Below are 26,798 nucleotides of genomic sequence, written 5' to 3'. Positions count from 1 at the left end.
CACTTACGAAGCCGATGCTGAGAACCAGCATCGGTTTTGTGTTTTTCGGCAACAATAGGAGGACAAATCGCCGACTTGTGTTTTTTACTTTTGTTCATGTATAATGGATATCAAGTGACTGGGTGCGGTATATTTTTCAAAAGAAGGATGTTCATTGGTACGACGGCCAATTGAATATAGGAGGTTAAGATCCAATTGTCGAAGAAAAACAACGTTGATAAATTGTCCATCTTCGCATTGGGCGGCGTAGGTGAAATCGGAAAAAATATGTACGTCGTCCAATACGGTAACGATATCGTCGTCGTAGACGCAGGGTTGAAGTTCCCGGAAGAAGACATGCTCGGAATAGATATTGTCATCCCGGATATTTCATACCTCACGGAGAATCGAGATAAAGTAAGAGCAATCTTGATTACGCACGGACATGAAGATCATATTGGCGGGTTGCCATATGTACTGAAGCATTTGAACGTTCCGGTATACGGAACAAGATTAACGCTCGGATTGATTGAGAGCAAATTGCGGGAAGCGAATTTGCTAGGTGAAACGAAGCGAATTCTAATTACAGCTGACTCGGAAATTCAGCTCGGAGCTATTCGTGCAAGCTTTTTCAAGACGAACCACTCCATCCCGGATTCGGTTGGTGTATGTCTTGATACACCCGAAGGATGCGTCGTTCATACAGGAGACTTTAAGTTTGACCATACGCCGGTCAACGGTCAGTATGCTGACCTGCAGCGTATGGCGGAAATTGGCCAGAGAGGAGTTCTTGCACTGCTGTCCGACAGTACGAATGCAGAACGCCCAGGCTTTACACCATCAGAAAGTAGTGTGGGTGTCGTTCTGGAAGATATCTTCCGGAAGGCAGAGCAGCGTGTAGTTGTTGCGACATTCGCTTCAAATATTCACCGTATTCAACAAGTCATTGATGCAGCATATGCAACAAACCGTAAATTAACAGTCATTGGTCGGAGCATGGTGAACGTCGTCACGATCGCTTCGGAACTTGGCTACTTGAACATACCTGATGGAATGCTGATCGAACCTGAAGAAGTGAACAAGATGGCTGCTGACCGGGTAGTAATCCTGTCCACAGGCTCCCAAGGCGAGCCGATGTCAGCCTTGACGCGCATGGCGCGTTCTACGCACCGCAAGGTTGATATTCTGCCAGGTGATACCGTAGTTATCGCAGCTACACCAATTCCAGGCAACGAAAAATACGTAGGTAGAACTGTCGATGAATTGTGCCGACTAGGCGCACATGTCATCTATGGCGGATCGAAGACTGGCGTCCATGTATCTGGTCACGGCAGTCAAGAAGAATTGAAACTGATGTTGAATCTGATGAGACCGAAGTACTTTATTCCGATTCACGGTGAATACCGTATGTTGCGCAACCACGCTGATTTGGCGGAAGCAGTCGGAATTGAGCGCGAGAATATCTTCATTACAGATATCGGTGATACTGTTGAAATTACAAATGGTGTTGCACGCCGTGGCTCTAAGGTTCAATCCGGTTATGTACTTATCGATGGTCTTGGTGTCGGAGATGTCGGCAATATCGTATTGCGCGATCGGAAGCTGCTTTCCCAAGACGGGATTTTGGTTGTTGTTGTTACACTCAGCAAGCAGGAAGGTACGATTTTGTCAGGACCAGACATCATCTCTCGCGGATTTGTCTATGTTCGGGAATCGGAAGGACTGCTTGATGAAGCGAACCGCATCGTCACTTCAACACTGCATAAGCTAATGAATGAAAATGTGAACGAATGGGCATCACTGAAGACGAATGTGAAGGATGCGCTTGGACGTTTCTTGTACGAACAAACGCGCCGTCGTCCGATGATTTTGCCAATCATTATGGAAGTATAGAACGAAGTGAGCGAGAATCCCAGTCACCAGTCATTCTCGCTCACGAACGTTATCAGCCGCCGTTCCTGCCGTAAGGTAGGGACGGCGGCTTTTTATGTTCCCGCTGCTGTATAAAACATCGCAGGGTGAAGCATGCTATGACGGCATTGTACCGGTCAATTGGAGGTAATGGAACATGATGAACGAACAGCCTTTAGATCCACAGGGACAGCCGCAGCAGCTACCCAAGGGTCCGCCAACGGTAGAAACGATCCAACAGCTGGGGACGGCATCGATTCCGTCAACTGGTGAGTCAAATATTTATTGCTTGAATATCATCGGTCAGATTGAGGGGCATATCGTATTGCCTCCACAGAACAAGACGACGAAATACGAACATGTCATTCCTCAGCTTATCGCAGTGGAGCAAAATCATAAAATTGAGGGTGTACTTATCGTATTAAACACGGTTGGTGGTGATGTAGAGGCAGGTCTGGCTATCGCAGAGATGATATCCTCCCTGTCCAAGCCGTCGGTGACCTTGGTACTTGGAGGAGGGCACAGTATAGGAGTGCCGATTGCTGTGTCTGCCAATGTGAGTGTAATCGCGGAGACAGCGACGATGACGATTCATCCGATTCGATTAACGGGTCTTGTCATTGGCGTTCCGCAAACCTTTGAGTACTTAGAGAAAATGCAGGAACGTGTCGTTCGTTTCGTTAAAGCTCATTCGAATATTTCGGAACACAAATTCAAGGACTTAATGTTCACAACTGGCGAGCTGACCCGCGACATTGGGACGACGGTAATCGGACAGGATGCTGTCAAGCATGGCCTAATTGATGAAGTCGGCGGAATTGGGACTGCATTGGAGCATTTGAATCGCTTGATTGAAGAGAAGCGTGCAGAGAGATGTTCGAAGGAGGGGCACCATGATCAAGGCCAACATAATCAAGGTCATCATGAGCACGTCCAGCCTGAACAAGCACAACATAATCAAGGTCATCATGAGCATGCCCAGCATGAACAAATACAACATGATCAAGGCCATCATGAGCATGCCCAGCATGGAGCACATTCGAATCATTGTGAACATCAGGCCAACACGTCTGAGCAGCCAATGCTATTAGGTGGACAGTGCGGGGCTAATCCGCAGCATACTGGTACACAGGCAATGTATGTGCCAGCAAAGGAGCGAGGATAATGCTGCACACAATTATTCCGATGGAGCAAGTGCTGCAAGGGATTGACAAGGAGCCGTCTTTTTTTGAAATGCAGTGGCAGGGACGCACCTTGCTTGTACAGCAGGTCGACAATACGACGGTTCGTATCGAACGATTGCTGAAAGACACAAGTATGCATGATTTTCTGGATCCGGGGTTTTCACCCGGTACGATTATTCCTCTACGCTAAGTGTTATCTTGTGCGATGTGGTCACGTGATCCATACTGATCCATATTTCTCATTTAGACAGAGCCTACCCGGACTCTGTCTTTTTATTTTTCTCAATTCCCTTGTTATGGAATGGTCATAGGAAGAACGGTTGTTCTGTGTTATAATGAGGGATGGAGGTGACGGCATTTTGGCCCGTAAGAAGAAGAAAAAGCAATCCTTCAGCAAGAGCCTGAAATACGAAATCTATGGCATATTGCTGATTACCTGTTCCGTCATTGCGCTGGCTGGCGGGGCGGCGTTCGGGCGCTCCTTATCTAAAATATCAGGCTTGCTGCTTGGTAAATGGTACTTTTTCATACCGCTCGTGTTCATATATATTGGATTGTCGGTAATGATTAAACGCCAGTGGCCTTCAGGCTGGAACTCCCGCAAGAGCGGCATCATGGTCATTATTCTTGCTTTGACGATGATAAGTACCGTGCACGCGGTAGAACAACGTATTTTGCCAACTGCAACGGATGAAGTAAGTGCTGGATACATATTGAAAGACATACATAATGCTTTGAACTTAGAACTCGTGCAAGCAACCGATACAGGCACGGCTGGAACGATGCTGCAGAAAGACATTAGCGGCGGATATATAGGTGCAATTCTTTATTGTACCTTATTTGTATTATTTGGTGCATTAGGAACAAAACTGCTCACCATCGTCATGCTCTTCATTGGTTTCATGCTGGCTACACAGCTTTCCTATGTTGAGCTTGTGAGGCTGATTCGTACCCAAGTGAAGAAATTCGCGGCTGTCATGAAGAAGAAGCGCAAAGCGCGTATCAATGAGCGCAAACGAATGGAAAGCAAGCAGCGTAAATCGGCGAAGAAGGACGCAGACGACGATTACATGCTCGATGATGCGCTTGATGATGAAGAAGATGATGGGAATTTACAAGGCCGCACACCTGTATTTATGCAGATATTCGGCAAAATCAGTGAGGCAAGCAAGAAGCGATTCCTCTCCACCAAAGAAGATGATGAAGAATACAACGAAGGTTCTGCTGTATATACAAGCAAGCCGCACGCGGCTAGATTGAATGAAGAGCACACTATACAGCCAGAGGCTGGAGCCGCTGCAATGAATACGGTAAGCAAAGCTTCGAAGCTGAACGCACTCCTTGCTCGTATTGAACAGGATGACGAACAATCCCATGCTCCATTGTTCCGTGATTTTACAGCAACTGCGGACGTCGATCATATTGATGATTCGGATTCCCAAGAGGATGTAGCAATCAGTGGATTTACCAAGCCGCACACTTCTCCTATTGATGAGGCAGCAGACGACATTGAAGATGATTGGAACAATGAGAACCAAGCTAAGTCGAAAGACATGAAGCACGGGCAGATTGAGCATAACCATGCGGATGAGCTTACAGGTGATGAGGGTGATATCCATCTGGAGACAGAAGGATTGCTCAGTGACGGTGAAGTCTCAGGGCAGGCAGTCGTTGTCCAAAAGCCGCCTCCGAAGCCGTACAAGATGCCTCCATTCAACCTGCTTGCGAAGCAGCAGGGAAATGGGAAGGGCGGCGATCAAGCCGACTTCATGCAGACAGCTCGCAAGCTGGAAGCTACGTTGGAGAGCTTCGGCGTTCGAGCGAAGGTACTGGAGGTCGTTCGAGGGCCGGCAGTTACCCGCTATGAAATCCAACCTGACATCGGGGTTAAGGTTAGCCGCATTGTCAGCCTGTCTGATGATATCGCACTTGCCTTAGCAGCGAAGGACATTCGGATGGAAGCACCCATACCAGGGAAATCCGCGATTGGAATCGAGGTTCCGAATAATGAAGTATCAATCGTTACGATGCGAGAGGTCATGGAGACACCAACTTTCATTGATGCTCCGTCACGGTTGTCCATTACATTAGGCCGTGATATTGCCGGGACGCCGATTGTAGGCAACCTTGCTCGAATGCCTCACTTGCTCGTTGCAGGTGCTACAGGTTCGGGGAAATCGGTATGTATCAACGGGATTATTACGAGTATCTTGTATAAGGCGAAGCCGGATGAAGTGAAGTTCCTCATGGTCGACCCGAAAATGGTGGAACTGAATGTATACAATGGCATCCCGCATCTTCTTGCGCCAGTCGTTACTGATCCAAGACGCGCTTCGCTTGCTTTGAAGAAAATCGTTGTTGAAATGGAAAAGCGTTATGAGTTGTTCTCCAAATCGGCGACTCGGAATATTGAAGGGTATAACAAGCTGGTTGCAGATGAGCCGGACAAGGTACTTCCTTATATCGTCATTATTGTCGATGAGCTCGCGGACTTGATGATGGTCGCTGCCAATGATGTAGAGGATTCAATATGCCGATTAGCTCAAATGGCGCGTGCAGCTGGTATCCATCTGATTATCGCGACCCAGCGCCCATCGGTTGACGTTATTACCGGGGTTATTAAAGCTAATATTCCGTCTCGTATCGCGTTCGGTGTATCGTCCCAGGTGGATTCACGAACGATTCTGGATATGGCAGGCGCCGAGAAGCTGCTCGGACGTGGGGACATGCTATTCCTACCGATGGGTTCATCCAAGCCGATTCGTGTGCAGGGCGCATTCCTGTCCGACCAAGAGGTCGAGGCAGTCGTTGGATTCGTAAGCGGTCAAGCGCAAGCGGAATACAACGAAGAGCTGGTGCCGGAAATCGATGAGAGTGGACACGCTTCTGATGAACCGGTCGATGAGTTGTATGATCAAGCGATTCAAATCGTGCTCGAAGCGCAGCAAGCCTCGGCATCGCTGCTGCAGCGCCGGATGCGCATCGGATATAACCGCGCCAGTCGTCTGATTGATCATATGCATATGCAGGGCTTGATTGGCGCGCATGAGGGCAGTAAGCCGCGTGAAGTGCTGATCACATTGGAACAATATCAACAAAGCAAAATTTCATCCTAAATAGGATACAGAAAGAGAGCGCCCTGCGCTCTCTTTTGCTTATGCAGTAGGTGTTGGCTGTAAGTGCATAGATCTCTATCCGTTATCTCATAATAAAGTTGCCAATCCTGTTAAATTCACAAGAGAGAGGTAGACGTTAGGCATGAGAAAACGGATGATTTGGATCACGATATGTATTGTATTCATGCTAATTGGAGCGTTCCAGTACAAGCATATGGGCAAGACGGAAGCCACATTTAGCAATGCAACACTGCAGCAAGGCTCCCAAGGCCAAGATGTGAAGGAGTTACAAGGTCGATTGAAATTCCTTGGTTACTATGATGGCAAGACAGATGGAATCTTTGGTCCCGCGACGAAGAATGCAGTGACCTGGTTCCAATGGAAGTTCGGCATGAAGTCAGACGGAATCGTTGGATCGAAAACCAAAGAAATGCTAGTAAAAGCTTCGAAAAATTGGAAGCCTGAAACTTCGGGCGGAACGGCACCTAACAAGCCATCTGGCTCAACAAATAATAATGTTAGCGGCTCCAACAATTTAGGGTTGTCGGAGAATGATTTAAAATTTATGGCCAATGCCGTGTATGGCGAAGCGCGCGGTGAGCCTTATGAGGGACAAGTAGCTGTAGCCGCGGTAATATTGAACCGTGTGAAGTCGCCAAGCTTTCCGAAGACAGCATATGGCGTAATTTTTCAACCAGGGGCATTTACTGCAGTAGCGGATGGACAGATTTGGCTGGAACCGAACGAGAATGCCAAACGAGCGGTGAAGGATGCCATTAATGGCTGGGATCCTTCTGGTGGCTGTCTGTACTATTTCAACCCTGAGACGGCAACTTCGAAGTGGATTTGGACTCGACCTCAAGTCAAAACAATTGGCAAACATATCTTCTGTATGTAATCAAGTGACCGAAAAGCGACGGTTGAGATGAGACGGTACGGGATGCTACATACAGAAGCGGGATGAAGAAGCAATGGCGTTCAGTCCATTTGCTTCTTTGTTTCCATTTCGGTATGTTAGGGATGTTGAACGATTGATCATATGTGTACGGAAGCGAGAAGGTATACATTGGATTATCACTGAATATAACATGCAACATGGTTGCAATTCACCGTGACAATCACGGAAGAAATGGGGTTAGATATGGTGAGCAAACCGACATTTGAACGGGGAAAGGTTAAAGGCATGCGTGTTCATGTTATGCCGACAAAGCGCTTCAAAACGTTCGCCATCTCTGTGTATGTGGGCATTCCACTTCAAGAGGATACCGTAACGAGTACGGCACTTACGCCTTTTGTATTACGGAGAGGGACGGCTTCTTATCCAGAGACGATTCGGTTCCGCGAGCGACTTGATGAGCTGTATGGAGCGGGCTTCGGCTTCGATGTGTTCAAGCGAGCAGATTATCAAATTATCCAGTTCCGCATGGACGTTATTAATGATGCATTTGTAAGTTCATCTGAGTCTTTGCTTGCCCAAGCATTTCAGTTTATGGGTGAAGCCATTACAGCACCAGTTATGGACAATGGAACATTGCGCAATAAGTATGTAGAAGAAGAGAAGCAGACAGTGCGTCAGCGGATTGAATCTATTGTCAACGATAAAATTCGCTACGCAGCAGAACGATGTGTGGAAGAAATGTGCAAGAATGAACCGTATCGACTGCATGCGCTTGGTAATCGGGACGATCTGGATGGAATTGATGCAGCGACCTTAACCGATAAGTATCGCTGGCTGCTTGAGCATGCGGCGATTGACGTATATGTTGTTGGAGATACGTCCTATGAAGAAGTAGAACGCTGTGTCGAGGCTTCATTCCGTATCGATCGAAACGTGGAGACACCATATGCACGTTCTATTCCAGTACCAAGTATTGGTGAACCGAACACCGTCATTGAACGTTTGGAGGTAAGCCAGGGCAAATTGAATATGGGGCTTCGATCTACGATTACGTATGCGGACGATGCTTACCCTGCCGTGCTTATGTACAATGGCATATTAGGCGGTTACCCGCATTCAAAGCTGTTTATAAATGTACGGGAGAAAAACAGCCTTGCATACTATGCAGCTTCTCGCTTTGAAGGCCACAAGGGTATTTGTACCATTCAGTCAGGTATTGAGTTCGAGAACTTCGACAAAGCCCGTCAAATTATTATCGAGCAGCTGGATGCGATGAAGGCTGGGCAGCTGCAATTGCTTGAAATTAGTCAGACGAAGGCCATGATTGCGAATCAATTGCGGGAGATTGATGATTCTTCGTTTGAGATGATTGGCTTTGATTTCAATCGAGTGTTATCGGGAAGAGAGCGCACAACATCCCAGCTCATTGATGAGGTAGAGCATATTGAAGCTGCACATATTCAAGAAGTCGCGCAGACCTTCCACTTGGATACCATTTATTTCTTGCGCAATAAGGAGGAGGCCTAATCGATGGAACAACGTCAATACTCCAATTTGCAAGAAACTATATATTATGAGCGGATGGACAATGGTCTAGATGTGTATGTTCTGCCAAAAGCGGGATTCCAGAAAACATACGCAACATTCTCTACAAAATATGGCTCCATCGACAATCACTTTCAAGTAGAAGGACAAGAAGAGGTTCAAGTCCCCGATGGGATTGCCCATTTTTTAGAACATAAAATGTTCGAAGAGCCAGAAGGGGATATATTCGCGAAGTTCGCTGAACAGGGGGCATCTGCGAATGCCTTCACTTCATTTGATCGTACGGTCTATTTGTTCTCTTCCACTTCACACATTGAAGAGAGCCTGCAGACATTGATTGATTTCGTGCAGAGACCTTATTTTACAGATGAAAATGTAGAAAAAGAAAAAGGCATTATTGGCCAAGAGATTAACATGTATCGCGACAATGCAGCGTGGCGAGTGTACTTCGGCCTCATTGAGGCAATGTACCACATCCATCCTGTACATATCGACATAGCAGGCACAATCGAATCGATTGGAACCATTACGAAGGAGACGCTCTATACGTGCTACCATACCTTCTATCATCCTTCCAATATGCTGCTGTTCGTTGTAGGCGGTGTTGATCCGAAGGGCATCTTCGAACTTGTTCGGAGCAATCAAGCGGCCAAATCATTCGAGCCACAGGGCGACATTCGCCGGATCTTTGAAGAGGAGCCTGTTGAGGTTAAGGAAGCAAGACGTGTGGCGAAGCTGCCCGTTTCTCTGCCGCGTTGTCTATTTGGCTGCAAGGAACCGCGTCCGGGCTTAGAGGGCAGAGCGCTTTTGGAATACGAAGTGACAACCCGCCTCATGCTGGATTTGATGATGGGCAGTAGTTCGCCGTTGTATCAGACCCTGTATGAGGAGGGTTTGACGACGGATTCATTTGGCAGCGAATACACCTGCAGTCCGGACTATGCATTCTCCATTATCGGCGGTGAATCAAAAGACCCTGATGGTCTAGTGAAGCGGGTGCAGGAGCTAATTGATGAACGCAAGGCGTCGGGCTTTGAGCAGGCAGCATTTGAGCGTATTCGCAACAAATCGATTGGCTCATACTTGCGCATGCTTAATTCACCTGAAGCAATTGCCAATGAATTTACGAAGTATAAGTTCCGTGATACCGATTTATTTGATATACTTTCGGTATACGAGACGCTAACGTTAGAACAAGTTCATCAACGGTTGAAAGATCATTTTGATTGGAATCGGCTGGCAGTATCTATTGTCGAACAACCGTAACATACGAAGGCGTGCCTATCAATAGGTGCGTCTTCTTTTTTTATCTAAAGAGAATACTTGTCCATAGGGGGAGAACATGTATGAAAGCATTGTCAGATACTTCTGTTCTTATTACCGGAGCAAGCCGAGGAATTGGGGCTGCGATTGCGGAGCGCTTCGCCCAAGTCGGCATGAAAATTGTTATTCATTATTTGCATTCACATGAAGCAGCAAATGAGGTAGCCCGTAAATGCATCAATCACGGGGCGCAAGTAATGACGATTTCAGCTGATTTAAGAGATATGGAACAGCTAGATCGAATGAAGGACAAGCTTGATGAACTGGGGTTTACACCCGACATCTTGGTTAATAATGCTGGGGTTGCCTATTACGGATTGTTCACGGATGTGACAGAACAAGAATGGACGGACTGCATGGATATCAATCTGAAGGGGATGTTTATGTGCACCCAGCGGTTCGCGCCTCACATGATTACGCAGAAGTACGGTCGAATTATCAACGTATCTTCAATCTGGGGAATCACTGGAGCATCTTGTGAAGTCATGTATTCGATGGCCAAAGGCGGGGTTAATGCGTTTACGAAAGCTTTGGCCAAAGAGCTGGCTCCTTCTGGTGTAACCGTAAATGCAGTAGCTCCAGGGGTAGTGGATACCGATATGGTGAAGCATCTGGATAAACAAGAGCGAATGGCATTGCAAGAAGATATTCCGTTAGGACGGCTTGGAACCCCTGAAGAAATAGCCTCCCTTATCTACTATTTGGCATTGCCGGAATCCGGTTATATTACAGGACAGATTATTAGTCCCAACGGTGGATGGCAGATGTAAGCAATCTGTTTGCAGACAGAACGTATAATTCCGGCGGCAGAGGCACATATTACGACTGATGAATTCACACTAGCCACAAGGAGGGCGTTCTCATGTCATCAGTACTTGAAAACTTCGACTCGTGGAAAAAGTTTCTTGGTGAGCGTGTCAAGCAAGCAAAAGGGCTAGGCATGTCTGAAGAAACAATTTCCAAGCTTGCTTTTGAGATCGGATCATTTCTGGAAGAAAAGGTTGATCCTAAAAATGCAGAAGAAAGTGCATTGAGGGAGTTATGGAATGTAGGCTCTGATGAAGAGCGGCAAACGATTGCTCGTTTGATGGTAAAATTGGCTGATCAAAACGGGTAATTCGTCATTTTGTCCATATATCTAAAGAAAGGAAGTTCTGGTACGAACTTTCTTTCTTTTCATACCCACAACCAGGCGCAAACGACATGAATACATGCTCAGAACCTGCTATAATGGTACTTAATCGGAGAAAATAAGAAAGTATTGCGTTTTTTCTCGTTTTTTAGCCATACTCCGGTGGAATTTGTGTCCCATGTATTGTAGAATGGAAAACGGCGGATAACCGTGGATGAGGTGTGTCATGGAGTACAAACAGTGGTATATGGAATATAAGATACATAAGAACCGACCTGGTCTTCTTGGAGACATTGCTTCGCTGCTTGGTATGCTTGAAGTGAATATCTTGACGATTAATGGTGTGGAAGACAAGACAAGAGGAATGCTTCTACAAACCGATGATGATGAGAAGATCGAAATCATGGGACAGATGCTGAAAAAGGTTGACAATATTACAGTGTCCGCATTACGGCAGCCGAAGTTGGTTGATATTCTGGCTGTACGCCATGGCAGATATATTGAACGCGATTCTGATGATCGGAAGACGTTCCGCTTTACAAGGGATGAGCTTGGCTTGCTGGTTGATTTTCTGGGGGAAATATTCAAGCGGGATGGCCATCAGGTTATCGGACTTCGAGGAATGCCCCGGGTTGGCAAGACAGAGTCCATCATTGCTGGAAGTGTGTGTGCGATGAAGCGCTGGACGTTTGTATCTTCGACGCTGCTAAGGCAGACCGTACGCAGCCAAATGTCGGATGAAGAATTGAATCCAAACAATATCTTTATTATCGATGGTATTGTCAGTACAATTCGTTCAAATGAGAAGCATGCTGGATTGCTAGATGAAATTATCAACATGCCATCCACAAAGGTCATAGAGCATCCAGACATATTTGTTCAAGAAACCGGCTATAGTTATGATTTCTTCGATTATATTATTGAATTGCGCAGTAACCCGGATGAGGAAATTACGTATGAATCGTTTACGATAAATTATAACGAAATTTAACATAAAGCAGTACGCAAGTGCAGCTTGGATTAAGGACAGGAGGTGAAGTTGTGTCAGAATTAGGGCAATTATTGAAAAAAGCAAGAGTGGAGAAGAATCTCTCTCTGGATGATGTGCAAGAAGCAACGAAGATACGTAAACGTTACTTGGAAGCGATTGAAGAAGGGGACTATAAGGTTCTGCCGGGTTCGTTCTATGTACGTGCTTTCGTGAAGACGTATGCAGAGACGGTAGGCTTGAATCCTGATGAAGTATTGCAGTATTACCGCAATGACATCCCAACGCCGGAACCAGAGCCAACAATTGAACCGCTAATGCGTACGAAGAAACGTAGTGTACAAGCGCCGTCTGATCGATTCGGACGCTGGGCATCGACGCTGCTTCTATGGGCATTCATCATTCTTATTGGTGTCATAGTATATTTCTTCGTCGTGATGAAAGTGAATCCGAGCACAACGGATAACACTTCTGATGATACGAATATTACAGAGACACAAAATCCATCAACAGGCTCAGATGGAGCGGCGAATGGCGACAAAGCAGGACAAAACAATGCAGGTGGAGCGGTTCAGCAGCCGGTTAAGCCTGCTACGCCGGAACCTCCAAAACAGGTGGAGAAGCCAATCGTCATGTTGGAATCCTCCAAGCGTTCTGAGGATGTATACACCGTATCGGCTCCAGCAAACACGCCAGTGAAGGTAGAGATTAAAGCGGCAGGCGACAGAAGCTGGCTGGCTGTTCATGAGAAGAGCAGCAGCGGGAAGAAGCTTCATTATGCAACATTGGAGAAAGATCAGACCGTTACGTTCGATATGACCGAACAAGGTATGTTCATTCGTGCAGGCTATGCCAAAGCAATTGAAGTGACAGTTGCTGGCGAAGCATTGACGAAATCCGATAACGAAGGCTCCAAAAATATTCGTCTGCAGTGGGTATCTTATGAGGAAGCTCAGAAGCTGCAAACGGAGAAGCAAGGTCAAGCCTCAACGAACAATGCGAACCAAGGCTCACGTTAAGTAAGCGGTCTTTCCTTAGGTACTTGGTGTGAATTTCATCATGATACATGACATATTCACTTTGCGAGAGGAGACAATAATAGCTGCGGCGATCATTGTTGTTCTCCAATAAAATAAAGTGAGGTGTCGAGCGATGGCAACCAGTTGGATCGTTACCGGAGCAGGTATTGTGGTCAGCTTGTTAGGGTATTACTTGACGCCAAGTGTTTGGGGGTACGGTGTGTTAGGCTTCGGACTGGCTCATATTTTGCTGGGCATTATTGATATGTTCCGAGCGCCAGCACGTGTCCGTTTTTAGACAATCGCATGCTACTGGGGCATTCTTTTGCAGGCTTAGGTCTGTGTAAGAATGCCTTTGTGTATATACATAACTATGATCATACAAAGGGTTTGATTTGACAGCAGTATTTTGTAAAGGGGGAGCTAATGATGGCGGACAGTTCATTTGATATTGTATCCAAGTTGGATCTACAGGAAATGAATAACGCGATTACACAAGCAATGAAGGAGATCGAATCTCGATACGATTTCAAAGGGAGCAAAAGTAAAATTACACTTGAGAAGGATGAAGTGATAATTGTCTCGGATGACGAGTACAAACTGAAAAATGTCATTGATATTTTACAGTCCAAAATGGCCAAGCGCGGCGTAGCCATTAAAAATATGGAGTTCGGCAAAATTGAACCTGCAGCTTCTGCTGCGGTACGGCAGCGAGCGAAATGCAAACAAGGAATCGACCAGGATGTAGCAAAGAAAATTAACATTATGATCCGTGATTCGAAGTTAAAAGTAAAGAGTCAAATCCAAGGTGATCAGATTCGGGTTACTGGGAAAAGTAAAGATGATTTGCAAGCTGTTATGACGCTGTTACGAGGTGCAAATCTGCCGCTAGATCTACAGTTTACGAATTATCGCTAAACGATAGCCCATCATCACTAAGCTGCAAGAGGGAAGGATGCTGGGCTCTTTTTGTTTTTTTGACTCCAAAGTCATGCCTGTATTATACTTGATGAGGTACATAGACATACGGATGTGAAAATACTCCAATGGGAGTCTGCCTTATGGGGGATGTAAAATGACAGAAAAGATTAAAATCGTAACGTTGGGCTGCGACAAAAACTTGGTTGATTCCGAGATTATGTCCGGCTTAATTTATGAGCGTGGATATGAACTGGTGGAAAACGAAGAAGAAGCAACGGTAATCATCGTCAACACATGTGGATTCATTGATGCTGCTAAGGAAGAATCGGTTAATACGATCTTAAGACTAGCAGATTTGAAGGAAACTGCTGACTTGAAGGCACTTATTGTATCCGGATGCTTAACGCAGCGATACAAGGAGCAGCTGCTTGATGAAATGCCGGAGATTGACGGTATCGTTGGTACCGGTGATTTTGACAAAATCAATGATATTGTTGATGAAGCCCTGCAAGGAAGCAGGCCGATTCGTGTTGGCAATCCCGTATTCGATTATGATCGCATCCTTCCACGCAAAGTGGCGACTCCGCGCTATACGGCATATGTCAAAATAGCCGAAGGCTGCGACAATAACTGCACATTTTGCAGTATACCAATCATGAGAGGCAAGTTCCGCAGCCGTACAATGGAATCCATTCTTGCTGAGGTAGCTCAGCTTGCAGGACAAGGGGTCAAGGAGATTAGCCTAATTGCCCAAGATTCCACGAATTATGGTGTAGATTTATACGACGGTTTCAAGCTGCCGGAGTTAATGAATAAAGTAAGCGAAATTCCGGGTGTGGAATGGGTTCGTCTGCACTATGCGTACCCTGGATTTTTTACTGAGGAGCTTATGGATGCGATTGCGAGCAATCCGAAGATTTGCAAGTATATCGACATGCCATTGCAGCATAGTGAAGATAGCATTTTGAAGCGCATGAGACGTCCTGGTCGCCAGCGTGATTCCCGAGAGCTGGTGAACAAAATTCGTGAACGAATTCCTGGTGTAGCGTTGCGTACGTCTATTATCGTAGGGTTCCCTGGAGAAACAGACGAAGACTTTGACAGACTATGCGACTTCATCAGGGAGATGAAGTTCGATCGGCTTGGCGTATTTACCTATTCTTCCGAAGAGGACACGCCTGCAACGAGGCTGCCAGACCATGTGTCTGATGATGTTAAGGAGTGGCGTGCGAATACCCTTATGGAAATTCAGCGCCAAGTATCTAAAGAAGTAAGTGAAAAGCGTATTGGTGATATATTGGAAGTCCTTGTTGAGCGTTACGATGGCCGCAATGATGTGTTCATTGGCCGCTCGCAATTCGACGCCCCTGAAATTGACGGGGAAGTATTTATTTCCGGCCAGCCATTGAGTATTGGGGAAATTGCCAAGGTAAGGATTACTCATGCGCTTGAATTTGACTTAGCCGGGGAGGGTCTCGCGTGAATCTGGCGAACAAGATAACGTTAGTCCGTATTTTTCTTGTGCCAATAATGATGTTCTTCCTATTGGTGAACTTTGATTATTTGCCTGCGATTGAACTAGAGGGTTTCTCGATTACTTACAACCAGATTATTGCGGCCTTGATCTTCATTATTGCTGCAAGTACCGATGGATTGGATGGTTATATCGCCCGTAAACGCAAAATGGTTACAAATTTAGGAAAGCTTCTTGATCCACTTGCAGACAAGCTGCTCGTAGCGGCGGTTCTTATCTCACTTGTTGAGATGCAAAAATGTGATGCGTGGATTGCGGTTGTTATTATTAGCCGTGAATTTGCGGTTACTGGCCTAAGGCAAGTTGCCTTGCTCGAAGGAACTGTTGTTGCTGCAAGCAAGTGGGGGAAATGGAAAACAGCAACCCAAATTACGGCGATTGCAGCGATGCTGCTGAACAATTTCCCATTTGCGTTCGTTCATTTCCGGTTTGACATCTTGGCGACTTGGGTCGCTGCGTTAATTACCGTATACTCGGGAATTGACTACTTTGTAAAAAATAAAAATGTGCTTCACCTTTCGGATTGATAACGGAAGCTGATAGGTCAATAGGTGCTTTTTCCATAGTTCCGGCTCTCCGGGCAGGAAGGGGCACCTATTCGCATGTATAGACTAGTAAAATGCTTGATAACGACTTATAGGGATGGTGGTTGGCATGAAAGCAGAGATCATTGCAGTTGGGACAGAACTGCTGCTGGGACAAATCGTCAATACGAATGCGCAATATATTTCGCAGCGACTGGCAGTGGTTGGTGTAGATGTGTTCTATCATACGGTTGTTGGGGATAATGCTGTGCGGATTCGACAATGTATTGAAACGGCATGCAAGCGTTCCGATCTGCTTATCTTCACGGGTGGTCTAGGACCGACGATGGATGATCTGACGAAGGATGTGCTAGCGGAGATGTTGGGCCGCAAGATGACCTATGATGAGCCCGCAATGGCCAAGATGACCGAGATGTTTGCGGGGCGCGGCATACAAATGGTCGAAAGCAATAAGCGTCAGGCGAATGTGATAGACGGCGCTGATGTGCTGAAGAACTCGACTGGGCTTGCTGTAGGAAATGCCCTGCGGCATGATGGTACTACATATGTACTGCTTCCTGGACCACCTCGTGAAATGAAGCCGATGCTCGATGATGAGGCGATTCCGTGGTTGAAGAGACAGCAGCTCATTGATCAATCTTCATTATATACACGGATGCTGAAATTCGCAGGCATCGGTGAATCTGGGCTTGAGAATGCTCTTCTAGATCTCATTGAACAGCAGACGGACACAACGATTGCCACCTATGCTAAGGAAGGCGAGGTTCTCGTTCGATTAGCCGTCAAAGGGACAGATCAGCACGAGGCAGATGTGAAGCTTGATCAGGTTGAACGGGAAATTCACAACCGATTGGGGATGCATTTATATGCTGCCAAGGATGTATCTTTGCCAGAGGTGTTGGTGGAGCAGTTATCGCAGCTTGGCCTGACCTTGGCCGCAGCAGAGAGCTGTACGGGCGGGATGTTCGCGGACATGATCACAGCTGTTCCGGGAAGCTCGCAAGTATTTGCGGGCGGGGCGGTAACCTATTCGAATGAGATGAAAGAGCGCATTCTAGGCGTGCCTCATGAACTGCTCGAGGGTGAAAATGCGCCTGGTGCGGTCAGTGAGCCAACAGCCAAGGCAATGGCTGAAGGGATGCATGATATTGCAGATACGGATTTCACGGTTGCCATAACAGGCGTAGCAGGACCAGCTCACTCCGAGCGGAAGCCTGTAGGCCTCGTTTATATTGCGATTGCGGAGAAGGGCCGGGAAATCGTAGTGGAGGAGCTTCGTTTGAACGGAGATCGAGAAGGAATCCGCCGCCGTACTGTATATGCTATTATGTATCGATTGTGGAGAAGGCTGCAGGATCGAACTGTACATATCTTTTAACAAATGTTGACAAATGTAGTGGTGGAGGATACAATCGAATCATAAGATACGGAAGAACCGTAACGAAGTGTATATACACGCTTTGTTGCGGTTTTTTTGTTGTCGCACCAGATGTTGGTATATGGATAATGTGTAAATAAAAGTAATAAACGTTCGTAAAAAACGAATGTATGTTCGAAAAAATGCTTGGCAAACTGAATAAAACACGTTATGATGTATATATCAAACGAATCAGTGAAGGAAGTGAGTTTGTGTCAGATCGTCGCGCTGCGTTAGAAATGGCTTTGCGTCAAATTGAGAAACAATTCGGTAAAGGTTCGATCATGAAACTTGGCGAATCCAATCACATGCAAGTGGAGATTGTGCCAAGTGGATCGCTTGCATTAGATATAGCTCTAGGAATCGGTGGTTTGCCGAGAGGTCGTATTATTGAAGTATATGGACCGGAATCTTCCGGTAAGACAACGGTTGCACTTCATGCGATCGCAGAAGTACAGAAGACAGGTGGACAAGCTGCATTTATTGATGCGGAGCACGCATTGGATCCAGCATATGCGAACAAGCTTGGCGTTAATATCGATGAGCTCCTGTTATCCCAACCGGACACAGGGGAGCAGGCGCTTGAAATCGCGGAAGCATTGGTACGAAGTGGTGCAGTAGACATTATCGTTATTGACTCTGTTGCTGCACTTGTGCCGAAAGCGGAGATTGAAGGCGAGATGGGTGATTCCCATGTCGGCCTGCAAGCACGTCTAATGTCGCAGGCTTTGCGCAAATTGTCTGGTGCAATCAGCAAGTCGAAGACGATTGCGATCTTCATTAACCAGCTTCGCGAGAAGGTTGGCGTTATGTTCGGTAACCCTGAGACGACTCCTGGTGGCCGTGCCTTGAAGTTCTATTCCAGCGTTCGTCTTGATGTGCGTCGTGTTGAGACCATTAAGCAAGGTACGGACATGATTGGTAACCGCACTCGGATTAAGGTCGTTAAGAATAAGGTTGCGCCTCCATTCAAACAGGCGGACATCGATATTATGTATGGTGAAGGTATTTCTCGTGAGGGAAGCATCGTCGATATTGGTACAGAGATGGATATCGTGCAGAAGAGCGGTGCATGGTACTCCTTCGAAGGTGAGCGTCTGGGTCAAGGCCGCGAGAATGCCAAGCAATTCTTGAAGGAACATTCGGAGATTGCCCTTACAATCGAAAATCAAATTCGTGCAGCAAGCAATCTGACTACAACAATCCCTGATAAGGGTGTCAGTGAAGATGACGATGATGCATTTGAATTGGAATTAGGTGACGACGAATAATTTGTTGTTAGCTCAAGCACCTTCGCGTTAAGCGAAGGTGCTTCTATGTATTTGTATGGAGGAGAGTCGTTTGAAGGATAGCGAACGCATCGTAACGATTACTCGTGTAGAGCGAATCGAGAGGCAGGCAGGCCGTTATAAGATTCATTTCGATGGAGCGGAACCGCTAGAAGTGCATGAAGATGTGATGGTAAAGTTTCGGTTATTGAAAGGTACTGAGTTGTCTCTGGACTCGCTCACGGAGATATTGCGCGCAGACGAAGGGAATAAGGCCTACGTGCAGGCGATCAAGTATTTGCAACGCAAACCACGTACTCGCATTGAACTCGCCCGTAACCTAGCTCAGAAGGGCTATGAGGATGGGATTGTGCAAGAGGTGCTTGATCGTCTGGAACGTGAGTGGCTTGTCGATGATAAATCATATGCGATGCAATGGGCGCATCAGCGCTTGAATCGACATATGAAGGGGCGCCGATGGATTCAGCATGAGCTGAAGCAGAAGGGAGTACAAGAGCGGCATATTGAGACAGCTCTTCATTCGATAGACCCAGATGAAGAGTGGAACAGTGCATTGTCCGCAGCTCGCAAAAAATGGCGGCAGACAAAGGGAGAGCTGCATCTGCGCAAGCAGAAGGTCGCCGCATTCCTTGCACGTAGAGGCTATCCAATGGATATGGCTAGGCGCGCAGCTTACACTACAGCAGATGAGCGCAGTGAAGAAGAGGAAGTTTCCCCCGACATCGAGGAATAATAAAATGACCACTCACGTCATTTGCTTGACAATATCTTTTCTTGAATAATAAAATGAACATGTATCTTTATTTTCACGAGATCAATCTCCTCTTCCAGAGATTGATTTCTAATGATTCATTTCGCCAATTTACTGATTTCCGATTGTCGCCTCAAGGCGACGCCCGTGTATGCGCAATGCATACACATAAGCTGGCGTATTCGCGCCAGTCCATTGAGTTAATTGATGAATAGGGAAACTTGAAAACCACAAATGTAACCTGTCCCAAGCAGTGCTTGGAGGAACCAACGGGGAGGTGAGGCAATGAACGTTCAACTTTGGCTCGCGATCGTTCTCGTTGTGGCCGCATTGTTCTTGGGGTTTGGAATCGGATACCTGATTCGCAAATCGCTTGCCGAAGCGAAGATAACGAGTGCTGAACACGCCGCGGAACAAATTATGGATGGCGCACGCAAGGAAGCTGAAGCACTGAAGAAAGAAACGGTGCTTGAAGCAAAAGACGAAATCCATAAGCTTCGCAATGAAGCGGAGAAGGACATCCGCGAACGACGGAACGAAGTTCAACGACTCGAAAGACGCTTATTGCAAAAAGAAGAGTCGTTGGATAAAAAGTTAGAAGCGCTGGAACGTAAAGAAGAACAAGTAGCTGCTAAAGAGAGACGAATCGAAGAAACACAAGAACAGGTCGATCAAATTTGTCAGCAGCAAGTTACAGAATTGGAACGCATTTCGAATCTGACGATGGAAGATGCGCGTACAATTATTTTGACGAATGTAGAGCAAGAAGTGCGTCATGAAACGGCACAAATGATTAAAGAAATCGAGCAGCAGGCTCGTGAGGAATCGGACAAGCGCTCTCGTGAGATTATTACGATGGCTATCCAACGTTGCGCTGCAGATCATGTCGCAGAAACGACGGTATCCGTTGTTGCATTGCCGAACGAAGAGATGAAGGGCCGCATCATCGGACGCGAAGGACGCAATATCCGCGCGCTTGAGACATTGACAGGAATCGATCTCATCATTGACGATACACCTGAAGCGGTTATTCTGTCCGGATTCGACCCGATTCGCCGTGAAATTGCAAGAACATCTCTTGAGAAGCTCGTTGCGGATGGACGTATTCATCCAGCACGCATCGAGGAAATGGTGGAGAAATCGCGCAAGGAAGTGGACGAGCGTATTCGCGAATACGGAGAACAAGCTACGTTCGAAGTCGGTGTGCACGGATTGCATCCTGATTTGATCAAAATATTGGGACGTTTGAAGTTCCGTACAAGCTACGGACAAAACGTACTGAAGCATTCTATGGAAGTGGCTTATCTTGCCGGTTTGATGGCAGGAGAGCTCGGAGTGGATGTAACGTTAGCCAAACGTGCCGGGCTGTTGCATGACATCGGAAAAGCGTTGGATCATGAAGTGGAAGGATCTCACGTCGAAATTGGCGTAGAGTTGGCGAAGAAGTATAAAGAACATCCTGTAGTCATTAACAGTATCGCATCCCACCATGGCGATTGTGAAGCAACATCCGTTATCGCTATGCTGGTCGCTGCGGCTGATGCCTTGTCAGCAGCTAGACCGGGAGCTCGTAGGGAAACGCTTGAAACATACATCAAACGACTTGAAAAACTGGAAGAGATTTCGGAGTCGTTCGAAGGCGTTGAGAAATCATACGCGATTCAGGCGGGACGTGAGGTTCGCGTAATGGTACAGCCGGATAAGATTGATGATGCGGAAGCGTATCGCCTCGCTCGCGAGATTACGAAGACAATTGAGGGCGAATTGGATTATCCGGGGCATATTAAAGTTACGGTCATTCGCGAAACCCGAGCGGTTGAATATGCGAAGTAAGATGCACATATAGGATTTGGAGAAGTGGCCTTATTAGGCCACTTCTCCCTTTTAGGAGATATAAAGCGGCCTCTGCGATCGATCGTACCGATCAGACTCGAATAGAGGTTGCTGCAAGGAGGACTCAGGCTAGATGAAAGTAATGTTTATCGGTGATATCGTCGGAAATACAGGACGCAAGGCTTTGAAGCAGCTTCTTCCGTCGCTCAAGCAAAAGCATAACCCGCATATTATCATTGCGAATGCTGAAAATGCAGCAGGAGGCAGAGGCGTTACGGCGGCCATTGTCAAGGAATTCGCTGATTTAGGCGTGCATGGTTTTACGATGGGAAACCATACATGGGACAACAAGGATATATTCGAATGGATTGACGACGAGAAGCGCATGATTCGCCCTGCGAACTTCCCGCCAGGAACACCAGGTCAAGGCCATGCGGTCATTAAGGCCAACGGCAAGGAGCTGGTGATTGTCAACGTGCAAGGGCGCACATTCCTGCCGGCGATTGATTGCCCCTTCCGCAAGACTGACGAGATCCTTGAGTCACTCGGCAAGAAGCCGCGTGCCATTCTTGTTGACTTCCACGCTGAGGCTACATCGGAGAAAATCGCGATGGGATGGCATCTGGATGGCCGTGCATCACTCGTTGTAGGAACGCACACGCATGTTCAGACGAATGATGATACAATCCTGCCAGGTGGAACGGCATACTTAACAGATGTCGGCATGGTTGGATCCAAGGAAGGCGTACTCGGCATGGAACGGGAAGCTGTACTGCGCAAGTTCAAGACACAGCTGCCTGTCCGCTTCGTTGTTGACGAAGGGAAATGGCAGTTCCATGGACTTGTCGTCGAGATCGATGAGACAACCGGCAAGGCAGTTAAGCTTGAGAAGATCCGCGTCCGCGAAGACGACTGGATCATGGAATAGGAATACGAAAGCGTAAGCGAGGTGAGTGCGTTAGCACTGGGCCTCGCTTTTTTATGTACAGAACCTGTTTCGTTATCTGAACGGACTATGTCGCTGACTTGATGATTTGCCGATTACTTAGATGGGAATTTGCTGATTATCGCTAGGAAGTGAAGGAATCTGCATTGTGAAGGAATTTTTAGGACTTTCACGAATATGTTTTAATAATGGAGTCTAACCTTAACAATCCCGAGGAGGTACTTTCCATGGAAGTATTAAAAGTTTCAGCAAAGTCCAATCCTAATTCGGTAGCTGGAGCGTTAGCAGGGGTTTTGCGTGAACGGGGAGCAGCCGAACTGCAAGCAATTGGCGCAGGTGCCTTGAATCAGGCGATTAAAGCCGTTGCCATTGCACGGGGATTCGTTGCGCCGAGCGGTGTGGATCTGATTTGTGTTCCCGCTTTCACGGATATTGTCATCGATGGAGAAGATCGGACTGCAATCAAACTGATAGTTGAACCCAGATAATATACGTCGACAGTGGTGCGTAAGTAATGAATTTATTCAGCCTGTTTACAACGTAAGCAGGTTTTTTGCTTTGTTCTACCTCGGGAGCAGATGGGTTAGAGATGAGATGCAATGGGACAAGCGCAGCTTGGTAACTAGAACTGGAACATAAACAGCTGCCTTCACCGGATTACGAATAAAGAAGCTGAGAAGGGGACGTAGAATTATGAGCCAACGGATTATTGATTTTCATTGTGATGTTCTGTACAAGATGCTGTATGAAGGCAAGTTGGATTTTATGAGCAAGGATGCATTAGATATTACGCTGCCGCGCATGCAGGCCGGTCAGGTAAGCATGCAAGTATTTGCGGTATTTCTGGAAGAAGCATTAATTAGCGGTCAGCCACAATTTTCTCAAATCTTGCGCTGTATTGACCTGCTGCGTGAACGGATATGCTCGCTGCCTGATGTGTCCCTCATTCGATGGCGTGAAGATGTAGAGCATTGGGAGCGTTCGCCACAGTTAACGGGTGCTCTGCTGTCTATAGAAGGCGCTGATGGGCTGGAAGGCGACATGGTGTATGTGCGGACTGCATATGAGCTTGGGGTTCGCTTTCTTGGCTTGACATGGAATCATTCGAACTGGGCTGTGGACGGAACAATGGAGCCAAGGCAGGCTGGGTTTACGAACAAAGGGCGGCAGCTTATTCGCGAATGCGACAAGCTGGGGATACTCGTTGATGTATCCCATTTGAATGAAAGAGCATTCTGGGAACTGCTAGAGCTTACTGAGCGTCCAGTGTTCGCTTCCCATTCCAATTCGGCACATGTGCGTAAGCACCCAAGAAATCTAAGTGATGAACAGATCAGAGCCATAATCGATCGGAATGGTAGAATCGGAATCACCTTTGTACCTGCCTTTATTGCAGATAGCCAGCAAGTGACTATTGAGCATCTGCTTAGCCATATTGATCGGATCTGCGAGCTCGGCGGTGAACAGCATATTATGTTCGGCTCGGACTTCGATGGCATTGATGACAAAGTTCAAGGTCTGGAGCATGCTGGACAGTACGGAAATTTGCTGGAAGCAATAGAGCGTAGATATTCGTCGGAATTTGTCAATCGAATTGCTCATAGCAATGCTCTGCAATTTCTGAAGACGAACCTTCCTGCCCGAGAAGGATAATTGTCCATTCATCTCATGAAGGTATCATATCCATCGAATCTTGCTATCGTGGACATCGGCGAAAACGCTTGCTTTTTCCAACCTCTGCACATAGAATGAGAGTGACTCAACCATTACAATATTTTACTTGTTACAATTTAGCGAATTTTGGTGGCATCCGTCGTGGTGCATATGCGAGTCACCTTTCAAAAGGAGTGGGCGAGCTTGATTAGTCAATTGTCTTGGAAAATCGGGGGTCAGCAAGGGGAAGGCGTAGAAAGTACGGACCGTATTTTCTCGACGGCATTGAATCGTCTTGGATACTATTTATATGGGTACCGTCATTTTTCTTCTCGTATTAAGGGTGGTCATACGAACAACAAGATTCGAATCAGCACGAAGCCAATTCGCGCAATTTCGGACGACTTGGACATTTTGGTTGCATTCGATCAGGAATCCATTGATTTGAACGTTGGTGAACTTCGTCCAGGCGGCGTTATCGTCGCAGATGCCAAGTTCAATCCATCCGTTCCAGAAGGTGTGGATGCACGTCTCTTCGCGGTTCCTTTCACATCGATTGCTGAGGAACTCGGTGCTTCTCTCATGAAGAACATGGTTGCTTCGGGCGCATCTTGGGCATTGCTTGGATTGCCGCTGGAAGTCTTCAACAAAGCTCTTGAAGAGGAATTCAGCCGCAAGGGTCCAGCAGTTGTGGAGAAGAACGTTGAAGCTGCACGTAGAGGTGCGGAGTTCGTACTGGAGCAAGCAGGCGGTCCGCTTGACGATTTCAAGCTGGAGCCGGCTGACGGCAAGCAGAAGCTGTTCATGATTGGTAACGATGCAATTGGCTTGGGTGCGGTAGCGGCAGGATGCCGTCTGATGGCAGCATATCCGATTACGCCTGCATCCGAGATTATGGAATATTTGATTAAGCGTCTGCCGAAGTTCGGCGGCACGGTTATTCAAACAGAGGATGAGATTGCGGCAGTTACGATGGCGATAGGCGCCAACTATGGCGGCGTACGTGCACTGACTGCATCCGCAGGTCCTGGTCTTTCCCTGAAGACGGAAGCAATCGGTCTTGCTGGCATGACGGAGACTCCGATTGTTATCGTGAATACACAGCGCGGCGGTCCAAGTACTGGACTTCCGACGAAGCAGGAACAAAGTGATATGAACGCGATGATCTACGGAACGCATGGTGAGATTCCGAAGATTGTAATTGCGCCAAGTTCAATAGAAGAGTGCTTCTTCGATACAGTAGAGGCATTCAACCTGGCTGAGCAGTACCAATGTCCGGTTATCGTCTTGACGGATTTGCAGTTGTCTCTCGGTAAGCAAACTTGTGAGATGCTTGATTATGAGCAAATTACAATCGATCGAGGTAAGCTGATGAGCGATGTTCCTCCATTAGAGGCGAATCAACAGTTTAAGCGCTATGAACTTACGGAAGACGGAATTTCTCCACGTGTTGTTCCGGGGGAGAAAGGCGGACTTCACCACGTAACTGGCGTTGAGCACGACGAGATCGGCAGACCGTCTGAGAGTGCAGTGAACCGCAAGAAGATGATGGACAAACGGTTGAACAAACTAAATGGACTGCAGGTGACGAATGCGATTCACGCAGATGTGCCGCATGAAGAACCAGATCTACTTATCGTAGGCATGGGCTCCACTGGCGGTACAATTGATGAAGCACGCAGACACTTGGAAGCGGATGGGGTAAAGACCAACCATATTACGGTTCGTCAAATTTATCCATTCCCAACAGAGCTGTTCACACCGCATGCGCAGAAGGCGAAGCAAATCGTCGTTGTTGAGAACAATGCTACCGGCCAACTGGCTGATCAAGTAAAATTGAACGTTGGATTCGGAGAGAAGCTTCGCCGAATTAATAAATATGATGGAACTCCGTTCCTGCCTTTGGAATTGTACAAACAAAGCAAGGAGTTGGTCTAGTATGGCAACGTTCAAAGAGTTTCGCAACAATGTGAAGCCGAACTGGTGCCCTGGCTGCGGCGACTTCTCGATTCAGGCAGCCATTCAACGCGCAGCAGCCAACGTCGGACTGGAACCTGAGAATTTGGCTGTTGTATCCGGGATTGGATGTTCTGGCCGGATTTCCGGTTATATCAATGCATATGGCTTCCACAGCATTCACGGCCGTGCGCTGCCAATTGCACAAGGGTTGAAGCTAGCTAACCGTGACCTGACTGTTATTGCATCCGGTGGAGATGGAGACGGCTTCGCAATAGGGATGGGACATACCGTACATGCGATTCGCCGGAACATCAACGTTACTTATATCGTCATGGATAACCAAATCTATGGATTGACGAAAGGTCAGACTTCGCCACGTAGTGCGGTTGGGTTCAAGACGAAGAGTACACCAGATGGCGCAATCGAGAACACATTAAGTCCGCTTGAGATTGCACTGTCTGCGGGAGCTACCTTCGTAGCACAGTCGTTCTCTAGTGATTTGAAGCAGTTGACTTCTCTGATTGAGGAAGGCATTAAGCACGAAGGCTTCTCTTTAATCAACGTATTCAGCCCTTGCGTAACATTCAACAAGATCAATACGTATGACTGGTTCAAGGAAAACATCATCAATCTGGAATCCGTAGAAGGCTATGATCCGTCCAATCGGATCGCAGCAATGACGAAGTTAATGGAAACAGATGGAATGATAACAGGTCTTATCTATCAAGATAAATCGAAGAAGAGCTACGAGAATCTTGTATCTGGATTCCGTGATGAACCGTTAGCGAAGCAAAATATTCGCCTTTCTTCTGAAGAATTTGACAAATTGGTGGCAGAATTCAAATAATTGTTGAA

23 protein-coding genes and 1 pseudogene are annotated in these 26,798 nt (G+C 46.9%); all 24 read left to right on the top strand.

Annotated elements, in window-relative coordinates; genetic code table 11:
• Positions 1–195 precede the first annotated feature (195 nt).
• The 24 genes and pseudogenes from PBN151_RS09075 to PBN151_RS08965 all read left to right on the top strand — a co-directional run bounded on the left by PBN151_RS09075 (position 196) and on the right by PBN151_RS08965 (position 26,790).
• Positions 196–1,872 (top strand): ribonuclease J, encoded by a 1,677-nt coding sequence (locus PBN151_RS09075; protein ID WP_021256496.1) that lies wholly within the window; start codon positions 196–198, stop codon positions 1,870–1,872.
• Between the two features lie 175 nt (positions 1,873–2,047).
• Positions 2,048–2,758: pseudogene (locus PBN151_RS09070) on the top strand (ClpP family protease); the annotation flags it as partial.
• Positions 2,759–3,054: 296 nt separating this feature from the next.
• The gene (locus PBN151_RS09065; RefSeq protein ID WP_021256494.1) at positions 3,055–3,264 is read left to right on the top strand and encodes a YlzJ-like family protein; all 210 of its coding nucleotides are present in this window, start codon (positions 3,055–3,057) and stop codon (positions 3,262–3,264) included.
• Positions 3,265–3,433: 169 nt separating this feature from the next.
• Positions 3,434–6,190, top strand: coding sequence for an FtsK/SpoIIIE family DNA translocase (locus tag PBN151_RS09060; protein WP_175560684.1), 2,757 nt, complete (start codon positions 3,434–3,436; stop codon positions 6,188–6,190).
• 142 nt (positions 6,191–6,332) lie between these two features.
• The gene (gene sleB, locus PBN151_RS09055; protein ID WP_072728745.1) at positions 6,333–7,088 is read left to right on the top strand and encodes a spore cortex-lytic enzyme; all 756 of its coding nucleotides are present in this window, start codon (positions 6,333–6,335) and stop codon (positions 7,086–7,088) included.
• Positions 7,089–7,334: 246 nt separating this feature from the next.
• Entirely contained in the window at positions 7,335–8,615 is a 1,281-nt protein-coding gene (gene yfmF / locus PBN151_RS09050; protein ID WP_175560683.1) for an EF-P 5-aminopentanol modification-associated protein YfmF, read from the top strand.
• Positions 8,616–8,618: 3 nt separating this feature from the next.
• On the top strand, positions 8,619–9,899 hold the full coding sequence (gene yfmH, locus PBN151_RS09045; protein ID WP_072728743.1) for an EF-P 5-aminopentanol modification-associated protein YfmH: 1,281 nt from the start codon (positions 8,619–8,621) through the stop codon (positions 9,897–9,899).
• An 80-nt stretch (positions 9,900–9,979) separates the two neighbouring features.
• Positions 9,980–10,726, top strand: a complete 747-nt coding sequence (gene ymfI / locus PBN151_RS09040) for an elongation factor P 5-aminopentanone reductase (RefSeq protein WP_065292585.1) — start codon at positions 9,980–9,982, stop codon at positions 10,724–10,726.
• Positions 10,727–10,818: 92 nt separating this feature from the next.
• Positions 10,819–11,073, top strand: coding sequence for a DUF3243 domain-containing protein (locus PBN151_RS09035; protein WP_021256488.1), 255 nt, complete (start codon positions 10,819–10,821; stop codon positions 11,071–11,073).
• A 241-nt stretch (positions 11,074–11,314) separates the two neighbouring features.
• Positions 11,315–12,079, top strand: a complete 765-nt coding sequence (locus PBN151_RS09030; protein ID WP_021256487.1) for a DUF3388 domain-containing protein — start codon at positions 11,315–11,317, stop codon at positions 12,077–12,079.
• Between the two features lie 50 nt (positions 12,080–12,129).
• Complete coding sequence (locus PBN151_RS09025) at positions 12,130–13,095, top strand: helix-turn-helix domain-containing protein (RefSeq protein ID WP_072728742.1); 966 nt, start codon at positions 12,130–12,132, stop codon at positions 13,093–13,095.
• A 133-nt stretch (positions 13,096–13,228) separates the two neighbouring features.
• A complete protein-coding gene (locus PBN151_RS31185) occupies positions 13,229–13,393 on the top strand; it encodes a hypothetical protein (protein WP_021256485.1) in 165 nt (54 codons plus the stop codon).
• Positions 13,394–13,521: 128 nt separating this feature from the next.
• Positions 13,522–14,013: a YajQ family cyclic di-GMP-binding protein gene (locus PBN151_RS09020; protein ID WP_036592415.1), complete on the top strand. Its 492-nt coding sequence runs from the start codon at positions 13,522–13,524 to the stop codon at positions 14,011–14,013.
• A gap of 157 nt (positions 14,014–14,170) precedes the next feature.
• Entirely contained in the window at positions 14,171–15,499 is a 1,329-nt protein-coding gene (rimO, locus tag PBN151_RS09015) for a 30S ribosomal protein S12 methylthiotransferase RimO (RefSeq protein ID WP_072728741.1), read from the top strand.
• On the top strand, positions 15,496–16,077 hold the full coding sequence (gene pgsA / locus PBN151_RS09010; protein ID WP_021256482.1) for a CDP-diacylglycerol--glycerol-3-phosphate 3-phosphatidyltransferase: 582 nt from the start codon (positions 15,496–15,498) through the stop codon (positions 16,075–16,077). Before rimO ends, pgsA begins: the two co-directional genes overlap by 4 nt.
• Positions 16,078–16,204: 127 nt before the next feature.
• The gene (locus PBN151_RS09005; RefSeq protein WP_072728740.1) at positions 16,205–17,473 is read left to right on the top strand and encodes a competence/damage-inducible protein A; all 1,269 of its coding nucleotides are present in this window, start codon (positions 16,205–16,207) and stop codon (positions 17,471–17,473) included.
• Positions 17,474–17,724: 251 nt separating this feature from the next.
• On the top strand, positions 17,725–18,783 hold the full coding sequence (recA, locus tag PBN151_RS09000; protein WP_036592478.1) for a recombinase RecA: 1,059 nt from the start codon (positions 17,725–17,727) through the stop codon (positions 18,781–18,783).
• Between the two features lie 70 nt (positions 18,784–18,853).
• On the top strand, positions 18,854–19,534 hold the full coding sequence (locus PBN151_RS08995; protein WP_072728739.1) for a regulatory protein RecX: 681 nt from the start codon (positions 18,854–18,856) through the stop codon (positions 19,532–19,534).
• A 303-nt stretch (positions 19,535–19,837) separates the two neighbouring features.
• Complete coding sequence (rny, locus tag PBN151_RS08990) at positions 19,838–21,385, top strand: ribonuclease Y (protein ID WP_021256478.1); 1,548 nt, start codon at positions 19,838–19,840, stop codon at positions 21,383–21,385.
• A gap of 133 nt (positions 21,386–21,518) precedes the next feature.
• On the top strand, positions 21,519–22,313 hold the full coding sequence (locus tag PBN151_RS08985) for a TIGR00282 family metallophosphoesterase (RefSeq protein WP_021256477.1): 795 nt from the start codon (positions 21,519–21,521) through the stop codon (positions 22,311–22,313).
• A gap of 245 nt (positions 22,314–22,558) precedes the next feature.
• Positions 22,559–22,819: a stage V sporulation protein S gene (locus PBN151_RS08980; protein ID WP_005550495.1), complete on the top strand. Its 261-nt coding sequence runs from the start codon at positions 22,559–22,561 to the stop codon at positions 22,817–22,819.
• 205 nt (positions 22,820–23,024) lie between these two features.
• A complete protein-coding gene (locus PBN151_RS08975) occupies positions 23,025–23,984 on the top strand; it encodes a dipeptidase (protein ID WP_072728738.1) in 960 nt (319 codons plus the stop codon).
• A gap of 204 nt (positions 23,985–24,188) precedes the next feature.
• Positions 24,189–25,922, top strand: coding sequence for a 2-oxoacid:acceptor oxidoreductase subunit alpha (locus tag PBN151_RS08970; RefSeq protein WP_044357684.1), 1,734 nt, complete (start codon positions 24,189–24,191; stop codon positions 25,920–25,922).
• Between the two features lies 1 nt (position 25,923).
• Positions 25,924–26,790, top strand: a complete 867-nt coding sequence (locus PBN151_RS08965; protein ID WP_021256474.1) for a 2-oxoacid:ferredoxin oxidoreductase subunit beta — start codon at positions 25,924–25,926, stop codon at positions 26,788–26,790.
• The last annotated feature ends 8 nt before the right edge of the window (positions 26,791–26,798 follow it).

It is taken from the genome of Paenibacillus sp. NAIST15-1 (assembly GCF_001894745.1).
GTDB classification, from domain to species: Bacteria; Bacillota; Bacilli; order Paenibacillales; family Paenibacillaceae; genus Paenibacillus_B; species Paenibacillus_B suaedae.
The sequence above is the reverse complement of the archived record's forward strand: the minus strand, read 5'-3'. Positions and strand labels throughout refer to the sequence as shown.

Excerpts from the sequence above, each read along its gene's own strand:
- PBN151_RS09065 (WP_021256494.1), top strand. The coding sequence starts at position 3,055 with ATGCTGCACACAATTATTCCGATGGAGCAAGTGCTGCAAGGGATTGAC.
- sleB (WP_072728745.1), top strand. The coding sequence starts at position 6,333 with ATGAGAAAACGGATGATTTGGATCACGATATGTATTGTATTCATGCTA.
- yfmH (WP_072728743.1), top strand. The coding sequence starts at position 8,619 with ATGGAACAACGTCAATACTCCAATTTGCAAGAAACTATATATTATGAG.
- ymfI (WP_065292585.1), top strand. The coding sequence starts at position 9,980 with ATGAAAGCATTGTCAGATACTTCTGTTCTTATTACCGGAGCAAGCCGA.
- PBN151_RS09035 (WP_021256488.1), top strand. The coding sequence starts at position 10,819 with ATGTCATCAGTACTTGAAAACTTCGACTCGTGGAAAAAGTTTCTTGGT.
- PBN151_RS09030 (WP_021256487.1), top strand. The coding sequence starts at position 11,315 with ATGGAGTACAAACAGTGGTATATGGAATATAAGATACATAAGAACCGA.
- PBN151_RS31185 (WP_021256485.1), top strand. The coding sequence starts at position 13,229 with ATGGCAACCAGTTGGATCGTTACCGGAGCAGGTATTGTGGTCAGCTTG.
- PBN151_RS09020 (WP_036592415.1), top strand. The coding sequence starts at position 13,522 with ATGATGGCGGACAGTTCATTTGATATTGTATCCAAGTTGGATCTACAG.
- rimO (WP_072728741.1), top strand. The coding sequence starts at position 14,171 with ATGACAGAAAAGATTAAAATCGTAACGTTGGGCTGCGACAAAAACTTG.
- PBN151_RS09005 (WP_072728740.1), top strand. The coding sequence starts at position 16,205 with ATGAAAGCAGAGATCATTGCAGTTGGGACAGAACTGCTGCTGGGACAA.
- rny (WP_021256478.1), top strand. The coding sequence starts at position 19,838 with ATGAACGTTCAACTTTGGCTCGCGATCGTTCTCGTTGTGGCCGCATTG.
- PBN151_RS08985 (WP_021256477.1), top strand. The coding sequence starts at position 21,519 with ATGAAAGTAATGTTTATCGGTGATATCGTCGGAAATACAGGACGCAAG.
- PBN151_RS08980 (WP_005550495.1), top strand. The coding sequence starts at position 22,559 with ATGGAAGTATTAAAAGTTTCAGCAAAGTCCAATCCTAATTCGGTAGCT.
- PBN151_RS08975 (WP_072728738.1), top strand. The coding sequence starts at position 23,025 with ATGAGCCAACGGATTATTGATTTTCATTGTGATGTTCTGTACAAGATG.
- PBN151_RS08965 (WP_021256474.1), top strand. The coding sequence starts at position 25,924 with ATGGCAACGTTCAAAGAGTTTCGCAACAATGTGAAGCCGAACTGGTGC.